The organism is Streptomyces sp. 15-116A (assembly GCF_025290915.1).
Taxonomy (GTDB): domain Bacteria; phylum Actinomycetota; class Actinomycetes; order Streptomycetales; family Streptomycetaceae; genus Streptomyces.
This window is the reverse complement of sequence record NZ_JAOCQE010000261.1, coordinates 1-9,105: the sequence shown is the minus strand read 5'-3', so window position 1 is coordinate 9,105 and position 9,105 is coordinate 1. Positions and strand designations below refer to the sequence as shown.

Below are 9,105 nucleotides of genomic sequence, written 5' to 3'. Positions count from 1 at the left end.
CGGCACGTTCACCGTGCGGATCGCCGCCGCCGACATCGGCACCGGCGCCCGTACGGCCCTCACGCTGGTCGCCGCCGACGCCCTGGACGTATCCCCGGACCGGGTGCGCGTGCGGATCGGGGACAGCGCCTTCGGCCCGGCGATGATCGCCGGCGGCTCCACCGGCACCCGGTCGTGGTCGTGGGCGGTCACGGCGGCAGCGGAGGAGCTGCGCGAGCGGCTCGCCCTCGGCGTGGACATCCCGCCGGACGGCATCACCGTGCGCGCGGACACCACCGAGGCGCTCGGCGCGCTCGCCCAAAAGGAGCGGCACTCCTTCGGCGCGCAGTTCGCCGAGGTGGCCGTCGATCCCGCCACGGGCGAGGTGCGAGTGCGCCGGATGCTCGGCATCTTCGCCGCCGGGCGCATCGTCAACCCGCTCACCGCCCGCAGCCAGCTCGTCGGCGGCATGACCTGGGGCATCTCCATGGCCCTGCACGAGGAAGGCGTCCGCGACCGTGCCTTCGGCGGCCTGTACGGCGCCGACCTCGCGGGCTACCACATCGCCTCCCACGCCGACGTCCCGGCCGTCGAGGCGGACTGGGTCGACGACCCGGACCCGGAGGACCCGGTGGGCATCAAGGGCATCGGCGAGATCGGCATCGTGGGCGCGGCGGCGGCCATCACCAACGCGGTCTGGCACGCGACGGGGGTACGCCACCGGGATCTGCCGATCCGGCCGGACCGGGTGCTTGCGGCGGGGGCCCGGGATGCTTGATCTCGCCGGTGAGCTGGACGGCTGGCTCGCCGAGGGCCAGCGGTTCGCGGTGGCCACCGTCGTGTCCGTCGGCGGCAGCGCGCCGCGCGGTCCCGGCGCGGCGCTCGCCGTCGACGCGGAGGGCACGGTGATCGGCTCGGTCTCCGGGGGCTGCGTCGAGGGGGCGGTGTACGACCTGTGCCTTCAGGCCCTCCAGGACGGGACACCGGTCGTCGAACGCTTCGGCTACAGCGACGAGGACGCCTTCGCGGTGGGGCTGACCTGCGGCGGGGTGATCGAGGTGTTCGTCACGCCGGTCGGCGCGGAGCCGGCGGTGCGGGCGGCGGTGTCGGCTGCCGCGCACGGCGAACCGGCAGCCCTGGCCCGCGTCGTCCGGGGCCCTGCGCACCTCCTCGGCCGGGCGCTGCTGGTGCGGCCCGATGGCAGCCGGCAGGGCGACATCGGTGGTCCCGCGGAACTGAACCGGACGGCGGCGGAGGAGGCCCGTGCCCTGCTGGACGCGGGCCGCACCGGCACCGTCGACGTCGCGGAGGACGGCTCGCGCTGCCCGGGCGGAGTCACCCTGCTCGTGGAGTCCAGCGTGCCCCCGCCCCGCATGATCGTCTTCGGCGCGGTCGACTTCGCCGCGGCCCTGGTCCGGGCCGGCCGTTTCCTCGGCTACCACGTCACCGTCTGCGACGCCCGCCCGGTGTTCGCCACCCCGGCCCGCTTCCCCGCGGCCCATGAGGTCGTCGTCGACTGGCCGCACCGGTATCTGCGACGCACCGCGACCGACGCCCGCACGGTGCTGTGCGTCCTGACCCACGACGCCAAGTTCGACATCCCCCTGCTGACGGAGGCCCTGCGGCTGCCGGTCGCCTACGTGGGCGCGATGGGCTCCCGCCGCACCCACGCGGACCGAGAACGCCGCCTGCGCGCAGCCGGCCTGAGCGACCCCGAGATCTCCCGCCTGCGCTCACCGATCGGCCTGGACCTGGGCGCCCGCACACCGGAGGAGACGGCTCTGTCCATCACGGCGGAGATCATCGCTGCCCGCCGGGGCGGCACGGGCCTGCCCCTGACCGGCTCGGGGACGCCGATCCACCGAGCCGAGCCGGATGGGCACGGGGCCGAGCCGGGTGGGCGGCGGGCGGAGCCGGACGGAGGTGCCGCAGCCGCCTGAGCGGTGCAGCATGCCGAAGGGCCGGAGCGGATGCTCCGGCCCTTCGGAGGGTGCTCGGCCGCCACGAGCCAGGGTGGTGCGCCCAGCCGTCGTGGCTCAGCCGATGCGGTCCGGGCCTTCGGGCCGCGCCGGTACGCGCACCCCTCCCTCTCGGGCTCAGCCGGCGCGAGCCGGCCCTCGGGCACGGCCGGAGTCGCGCCGCTCGCCGCCGACTCAGCGGCCCACCGATCAGGCACCCGCAGGGATCACGCACCCGCGGGTCGGCCAGTGGGCTCAGCCCGAGCCCGTGGGCTCAGCCCCAGCGGAGCGTTCACGCCGCCGTCGGCTCGGCCGCGTGGACCTGGAGCCGGGTGACGACCTCCGTCAGCTGCTCGGCGACCTCGGTGTCGTCGGACGGGTGGGTCTCGGCGAAGCGGGTCACGGAGCCGGGGATGGAGAGCTTGATGTCCTCGATCACCTTGGCGCCCGCGATGCCCACCGCCTTGCGCGTCTCGTCCTGCGCCCACACCCCGCCGTACTGACCGAAGGCGGTACCCACCACGGCGACCGGCTTGCCCGTGAGGGCACCCGCGCCGTAGGGGCGGGACAGCCAGTCGATGGCGTTCTTCAGCACGGCCGGGATCGTGCCGTTGTACTCGGGCGTGAACAGCAGCAGCGCGTCGGCGCTCGCGGCAGCCTCACGCAGCTTCACCGCGGCCGCCGGCACGGTGCCCTCGACGTCGATGTCCTCGTTGTAGAAGGGGATCTCCGCGAGCCCCTCGTAGAGGGCGACATCGGTGCCCTCGGGGGCGAGCTTGACGGCCGCCTCGGCGAGCTGGCGGTTGTGCGAACCGGCGCGGAGGCTGCCGACGAGGGCGAGGATGCGAACGGACATGAGGAACTCCTGGGGGTGTGAAACAAGGCTCAGCAAACCGGACCGAGGTCCGTTTCTCTGTTGTAGCACTCTAACCGGACCCTGGTCCAGTTTCTTCCCGATGCTTTACGCTGGCTTCATGTCCGCTGCCCCGCCGCCCGTCCCGACCCCCCAGGAGCCGGTCGCCCCGCAGGAGTTGCTGCAGCTCGGCACCGAGATCGACGAGCCCTGCCTGCGCGCCGACGCCGCACGCAACCGGGCCCGGCTGCTGGAGGCCGCCGCCCGCCTCGTCGCCGAGCGCGGCGCGGACTGCCTCACCATGGAGGCCGTCGCCACGGCCGCGAACGTCGGCAAGGGCACCGTCTTCCGCCGCTTCGGCGACCGCACCGGACTGCTGACCGCCCTCCTCGACCACTCGGAGAAGAAGTTCCAGGCCGCCTTCCTCAGCGGCCCGCCGCCCCTGGGTCCGGGCGCACCCCCCGTGGAGCGCCTGCGGGCCTTCGGCCTCGCCCTGCTGCGCCGCACCGCCGACGAGCTGGAACTGCAGCTGGCCGCCGAGCCCGCCGCGGGCCGCCGCTTCACCGCCCCGCCCCGCCGGGTCCTGCGCCACCACGTGACCCTGCTGCTGCGCGAGGCCGTCCCCGACGCGGACTGCGAGCTGCTCGCCCACACTCTGATGGCCCCACTCGATCCCGCCCTGGTCCACCACCTGACCCGCCAGTGCGGCATGCCGTTGGACCGCCTGGAGACCGCGTGGACCGACCTGGTCGACCGGGTGACGAACCCCCAGCCTTGACCCCTGCCGAGGGCGGGCGATCAGCCTCCCGAACGCGCACGGGCACCCCCTCCCGACGCTCAACTCCCCCGAATGAAGGCGGCGTTCCGGCTTCTGCTTAGATGCGGTACGTCATGGTGCAGATACCGAAACCGCCCGCGCCCTCGTCCCCCGCACCGACGCGCTCCGTGCCCACGAGCGCCGATGTGGCCCGCCTGGCCGGCGTCTCGCGCGCGACCGTCTCCTACGTCCTGAACAACGCCGGTGCCGTCCGGATCAGCGAACCCACCCGCCGCCGGGTCCGCGAGGCCGCCCGGGAGCTCGGCTACGTGCCGCACGCGGCGGCCCGCAGCCTGCGCGCGGGACACAGCCGTACGGTCCTCATGCCCGCCCCCGCCTTCCCCGTCGGCCCCCTCTACAGCCGGTTCATCACCGAACTGCAGGAGGCGCTCAGCCGTCTCGACTACACCGTCGTGCAGTTCGGCACCGTCGGCATGCACGACGACGAGGCCGCCCGCGCCTGGGCCGAGCTGCGGCCCGTCGCCGTCCTCGTCCCCGGCTCCGGACTCGGCCCGCGCGGTGTCGCCGTACTCAAGCGCTCCGGCGCCCGCGCTGTGGTCACCCTCGGCCCCGAACCCGTCGAGGGCGCCCACGCGCTGCTCATGGATCACGAGGTCGTCGGCCACAGCGCCGGCGCCCACCTCTTCGACCGCGGACGGCGCCGTATCGGCGTCGTCGTCCCCCGGGACCCCGGCCTCGAGGCGTTCTCCGCGCCCCGCCTCGCCGGTGTGCGCGAGGCGCTGCACGGCACGGACGCGACCGTCTCCGAGCTGCCCCTCGCCTACGACGAGGAGGCCGCCGCCCGGCTCGCCGCCCGCTGGCGCACACTCGGCCTCGACGCCGTGTTCACGTACAACGACGAGTACGCCATGCTGCTGATGCGCGCCCTCCTCGACCACGGCATCCGCATCCCGGAGGAGACCGCCGTGGTCGGCGCCGACAACCTCATGCTGGGCCGGCTCCTGCGGCCCCGGCTGAGCACCGTCCACCTCGAACTGCCCTCCGGATACGAGCTGGCCGAGCTGGTCGACCGCGCGGTGCGCGACCCGGCCGCCGCGCCGGAGGCACACAAGGTGCTCGGCGCGACGGTGGTGCGCCGCGAATCCAGCTGACGCGCCGGCTCGCGGCGGGCCGCCGCCACCAGCGCAGGCGTCGGGCGGGGCTTCGTGGTCACATGCCTGGGTAAGCGGAACGACAGCCGGACCCGCCGTCCGCGCGGTGCGCCGGCGACCGAACGGAGAGCCGTCATGCCGTTGCTCGACCCCACGACCTGGCAGTCCCGGGATCTGACGGGACCCGACCACGCCGTCACCGAGCCCGCCACCGGCGAACAGCTCGGCACCGTCACCCTGGCGACCCCGGGGGACGTCGGCACCGCCGCCGACGCCGCCCGCGCAGCCCAGGCGGAATGGGCGCGCACTCCGCACTTCGCACGCGCCGCGGTGCTCCGCAAGGCCGGCGACCTTTTCGCGGCGCACGCCGACGAACTGCGCCGGTGGCTGGTCCGCGAGGCCGGCAACATCCCCGGCAAGGCCGACTTCGAGCTGCACGTCGCCGCCCAGGAGTGCTACGAGGCCGCCGCCCTCGCCTCCCGCCCCGCAGGGCACGTACTGCCCACCGAGGCGCCCCGGCTGTCGTACACGCGGCGGGTGCCGGTGGGCGTGGTCGGGGTGATCGCACCGTTCAACGCCCCGCTGATCCTCTCGATCCGCTCGGTCGCCCCGGCCCTGGCGCTCGGCAACGCGGTCGTCCTCAAACCGGACCCGCGCACCGCGGTCTGCGGCGGGCTGGCACTCGCCGCCGTCCTCGCCGAGGCGGGCCTGCCCGACGGGCTGCTGCACGTCCTGCCCGGCGGCGCCGACACCGGTCAGGCGCTGGTCGCCGACCCGCGTATCCCCGTCATCTCCTTCACGGGGTCCACCGCGGCGGGCCGCGCCGTGGGAGAGGCGGCCGGACGTCACCTCAAGCGCGCGCACCTGGAACTCGGCGGGAACTCCGCCCTGATCGTGCTGGAGGACGCCGACCTCGACGCGGTGATCTCCACCGCCGCCTGGGGCTCGTTCTTCCACCAGGGCCAGATCTGCATGACCACCGGCCGCCACCTGGTGCACGCCTCGCTCTACGACGAGTACGTCGACCGGCTCGCCGCCAAGGCGAACGCCCTCGCCGTCGGCGACCCGCACCGCGAGAAGGTGCACCTCGGACCGCTCATCGACCGCACCCAGCTCGCCAAGGTGCACGGCCTGGTCGAGTCCAGCACGGCCGACGGGGCGCGGCTGGCCGCGGGCGGCACCCACGACCGGCTGTTCTACCGGCCCACGGTGCTCGCCGACGTGGGCGACCACACGCCCGCGTACACGGAGGAGGTCTTCGGCCCGGTGGCACCCGTTCGCCCGTTCACCAGCCCCGAGGAGGCCGCCGCCCTGGCCGCGGAGAGCCCGTACGGACTCGCCCTCGGTATCGTCACCCGCGATCCGGCCCGGGGCCTGGATCTCGCGGAACGCATCCCGACCGGCATCGTGCACATCAACGACCAGACGGTGAACGACGAGGCGGTCGCCCCGTTCGGCGGGGTCGCCGCGTCCGGCACCGGGGCACGCTTCGGCGGGGACGCCAACCTGGAGGCGTTCACCGACGTGCGGTGGACGACGGTGCGCGGGGATGTGGCGCAGTACCCGTTCTAGAAGCGAGGGTCCCTGGGCGCCAGGCGAAGGTCCATGGGCGCCCGGGGATCACTCGCCCTGGGCCGGCGCCTGCCCCTGCTGCGCCTGATGCTCGGCGATCTGCTGCCGGACCGCGTCCATGTCCAGCTTGCGGGCCTGCCCGATGACGTCCGTCAGCGCGGCCTCGGGGAGGGCACCCGGCTGGGCGAACACGGCGACCTGATCCCGCACGATCATCAGCGTGGGGATCGACTGGATCCCGAACGCGGCGGCCAGTTCCGGCTGCGCCTCGGTGTCGACCTTGCCGAACACCAGGTCCGGGTTCGCCTCCGCGGCCTTCTCGTAGACCGGCGCGAACTGCCGGCACGGCCCGCACCACTCGGCCCAGAAGTCGATCAGGACGAACTCGTTGTCCGTGACCATCTGGTCGAAGTTCTCCTTGGTGAGCTCCACGGTGCTGCTCATGGCGTGTTCCCTCTTCCTGGTATCGGGTCGAGCCGTCGGCACAACACGGCCGTCCGGTCACGTATTCCGCGCCCCTACCCATGTGGCCTCCACGCACACCACCCACCAGACTGACGCCATGACGGAATCGGAAGCGACGCACACCGCACCCACCTCCTACGATGTCGTGGTCCTCGGGGCCGGGCCCGTGGGGGAGAACGTCGCCGACCGCACCCGCGCGGCCGGCCTCTCCACCGCCGTGGTGGAGAGCGAGCTCGTGGGCGGCGAATGCTCCTACTGGGCGTGCATGCCCAGCAAGGCCCTGCTGCGCCCGGTCATCGCGCGCGCCGACGCCCGCCGCGTGCCGGGCCTGCGCCAGGCGGTGCAGGGCCCTCTCGACGCGGCCGAGGTGCTGGCACACCGGGACTACGAGACCTCCGACTGGAACGACGACGGCCAGGTCGGCTGGCTGGAAGGAATCGGCGCCGACCTGTACCGGGGGCACGGACGCATCACCGGCCCGCGCACGGTGACGGTCACCGGCTCCGACGGCAGCCGGCACGTCCTCACCGCACGGCACGCCGTCGCCGTCTGCACCGGTAGCCGCGCCCAGCTGCCCGACCTGCCCGGACTGAGCGAGGTCAGGCCCTGGACCAGCAGGGAGGCCACCAGCGCCAAGACGGTGCCGGGCCGGCTCGTCGTCGTGGGCGGCGGCGTGGTCGCCACCGAGATGGCCACCGCCTGGCAGGCCCTCGGCTCCCGCGTCACGCTCCTCGTCCGCGGCAGCAGCCTGCTGTCCCGCATGGAGCCCTTCGCCGGCGAACTGGTCGCCGAGGCGCTCACCGAGGCCGGCGCGGACATCCGCACCGGCACCTCGGTGAAGTCGGTGAGCCGGGAGAACGGCACGGTCATCGCGGTCACCGACACCGGCGACCGGATCGAGGCCGACGAGATCCTCTTCGCCACCGGCCGCGCTCCGCGCACCGACGACATCGGCCTCGACACGATCGGCCTGGAGCCCGGTTCCTGGCTCCCCGTGGACGACAGCCTCCGGGTGACCGGCCACGACTGGCTCTACGCCGTGGGCGACGTCAACCACCGCGCCCTCCTCACCCACCAGGGCAAGTACCAGGCCCGTATCGCCGGCGCCGCCATCGCCACCCGGGCCGCCGGTGAGTCCGTACAGGCGGAGCCCTGGGGGCCGCACGCGGCGACCGCCGACCAGGCCGCCGTGCCCCAAGTGGTCTTCACCGACCCGGAGGCGGCAGCCGTCGGCCTCTCCCTCGCCGAGGCGGAGCAGGCCGGCCATCGCGTCCGCGCCGTCGACGTCGACCTGTCCACCGTCGCCGGCGCCGGCCTGTACGCCGACGGCTACACAGGCCGCGCCCGCATGATCGTCGACGTGGAGGACGAGATCCTGCGCGGTGTCACCTTCGTGGGCCCCGGAGTCGGCGAACTGATCCACTCCGCGACCATCGCGGTCACCGCCCAGGTCCCGGTGTCCCGCCTGTGGCACGCGGTCCCCTCCTACCCGACGATCAGTGAGGTCTGGCTCCGCCTGCTGGAGGCGTACCGCGACAACTGACCTGTGGCACCCGCCGGTTCAAGCGGACGCCACCAGCTCCAGGTACTCCTCGCTCCACAGGTCCTCGTCCGCCTCCGGCAGCAGCAGCACGCGGTCCGGGCGCAGGGCCGCGACGGCCCCCTCGTCATGGGTCACCATGACGATCGCGCCCGGATACGTGCCCACCGCGGCCAGAACCTCGGCACGGGAGGCCGGATCGAGGTTGTTGGTGGGCTCGTCCAGCAGCAGCACGTTCGCCCCCGAGTGCACCAGCCCGGCCAGCGCGAGCCGGGTCTTCTCACCCCCGGAGAGCACCCCGACCGGCTTGTCCGCGTCGTCACCGGCGAACAGGAACGAACCCAGCACACCGCGCACTTCACCGTCGGTGAGATGAGGAGCGGCCGACGCCAGCTGCTGACGTACCGTCATGTCGGTGCGAAGGGTGTCGTGTTCCTGCGCGAAGTACCCCAGCCGCAGCCCGTGCCCCCGCACCACCCGCCCGGCGTCGGGCAGGTCCCGGCCCGCGAGCACGCGCAACAGGGTCGTCTTCCCGGCCCCGTTGGGCCCCAGCACGACCAGACGGCTGCCCCGGTCCACGGCCAGATCCACACCGTTCAGCACACGCTGCTCGCCGTACGCCTTGGTGAGGCTCACGGCACCGAGCGGAATCCGCCCGCACGGCGCCGGCTCGGGCAGCCGGATCCGCGCCGTCCGCTCACTACGCCGGGCCGGCTCCACGCCGGCGAGCAGCCGGTCCGCGCGGCGGGCCATGTTCCGCGCGGCCACCGCGGTCGACACCCGGGCCCGCATCCGGTCCGCCTGCGCGT

At 74.0% G+C, this 9,105-nt stretch carries 9 protein-coding genes; 6 read left to right on the top strand and 3 right to left on the bottom strand.

Annotation, left to right across the window (positions count from 1 at the left end):
• Nucleotides 1-757, top strand: a 757-nt coding sequence (locus N4P33_RS28780) for a xanthine dehydrogenase family protein molybdopterin-binding subunit (protein WP_260829786.1), incomplete at its 5' end; no start/stop codon positions are given.
• Complete coding sequence (locus N4P33_RS28775) at nt 750-1,919, top strand: XdhC/CoxI family protein (protein WP_260829784.1); 1,170 nt, start codon at nt 750-752, stop codon at nt 1,917-1,919. The genes N4P33_RS28780 and N4P33_RS28775, both read left to right, overlap by 8 nt.
• Before the next feature lie 310 nt (nt 1,920-2,229).
• On the opposite strand, the gene N4P33_RS28770 is transcribed toward N4P33_RS28775, so the two are convergent.
• Nucleotides 2,230-2,793, bottom strand: a complete 564-nt coding sequence (locus N4P33_RS28770) for an NAD(P)H-dependent oxidoreductase (protein ID WP_260829782.1) — start codon at nt 2,791-2,793, stop codon at nt 2,230-2,232.
• A gap of 118 nt (nt 2,794-2,911) precedes the next feature.
• On the opposite strand from N4P33_RS28770, the gene N4P33_RS28765 reads away from it, so the two are divergent.
• The 3 genes from N4P33_RS28765 to N4P33_RS28755 all read left to right on the top strand — a co-directional run bounded on the left by N4P33_RS28765 (nt 2,912) and on the right by N4P33_RS28755 (nt 6,291).
• Complete coding sequence (locus N4P33_RS28765) at nt 2,912-3,568, top strand: TetR/AcrR family transcriptional regulator (protein ID WP_260829780.1); 657 nt, start codon at nt 2,912-2,914, stop codon at nt 3,566-3,568.
• Between the two features lie 113 nt (nt 3,569-3,681).
• A complete protein-coding gene (locus N4P33_RS28760; RefSeq protein ID WP_399030289.1) occupies nt 3,682-4,719 on the top strand; it encodes a LacI family DNA-binding transcriptional regulator in 1,038 nt (345 codons plus the stop codon).
• A gap of 135 nt (nt 4,720-4,854) precedes the next feature.
• Nucleotides 4,855-6,291: an aldehyde dehydrogenase family protein gene (locus tag N4P33_RS28755; protein WP_260829777.1), complete on the top strand. Its 1,437-nt coding sequence runs from the start codon at nt 4,855-4,857 to the stop codon at nt 6,289-6,291.
• Between the two features lie 48 nt (nt 6,292-6,339).
• Here the strand turns inward: N4P33_RS28755 and trxA are convergent, their stop codons facing one another.
• Nucleotides 6,340-6,735: a thioredoxin gene (gene trxA / locus N4P33_RS28750; RefSeq protein ID WP_260829776.1), complete on the bottom strand. Its 396-nt coding sequence runs from the start codon at nt 6,733-6,735 to the stop codon at nt 6,340-6,342.
• 118 nt (nt 6,736-6,853) lie between these two features.
• Here trxA and N4P33_RS28745 point away from each other — a divergent pair, with 118 nt between their 5' ends.
• Nucleotides 6,854-8,299 carry an NAD(P)/FAD-dependent oxidoreductase gene (locus tag N4P33_RS28745; RefSeq protein ID WP_260829775.1) on the top strand — a complete coding sequence of 482 codons (1,446 nt, stop codon included), beginning with the start codon at nt 6,854-6,856 and terminating at the stop codon, nt 8,297-8,299.
• 18 nt (nt 8,300-8,317) lie between these two features.
• On the opposite strand, the gene N4P33_RS28740 is transcribed toward N4P33_RS28745, so the two are convergent.
• Nucleotides 8,318-9,105: ATP-binding cassette domain-containing protein (locus tag N4P33_RS28740; protein WP_260829773.1), on the bottom strand; the 788-nt coding region annotated here is incomplete at its 5' end.

Coding starts and splice junctions, on each gene's coding strand:
- N4P33_RS28775 (WP_260829784.1), top strand. CDS start 750: ATGCTTGATCTCGCCGGTGAGCTGGACGGCTGGCTCGCCGAGGGCCAG.
- N4P33_RS28770 (WP_260829782.1), bottom strand. CDS start 2,793: ATGTCCGTTCGCATCCTCGCCCTCGTCGGCAGCCTCCGCGCCGGTTCG.
- N4P33_RS28765 (WP_260829780.1), top strand. CDS start 2,912: ATGTCCGCTGCCCCGCCGCCCGTCCCGACCCCCCAGGAGCCGGTCGCC.
- N4P33_RS28760 (WP_399030289.1), top strand. CDS start 3,682: ATGGTGCAGATACCGAAACCGCCCGCGCCCTCGTCCCCCGCACCGACG.
- N4P33_RS28755 (WP_260829777.1), top strand. CDS start 4,855: ATGCCGTTGCTCGACCCCACGACCTGGCAGTCCCGGGATCTGACGGGA.
- trxA (WP_260829776.1), bottom strand. CDS start 6,735: ATGAGCAGCACCGTGGAGCTCACCAAGGAGAACTTCGACCAGATGGTC.
- N4P33_RS28745 (WP_260829775.1), top strand. CDS start 6,854: ATGACGGAATCGGAAGCGACGCACACCGCACCCACCTCCTACGATGTC.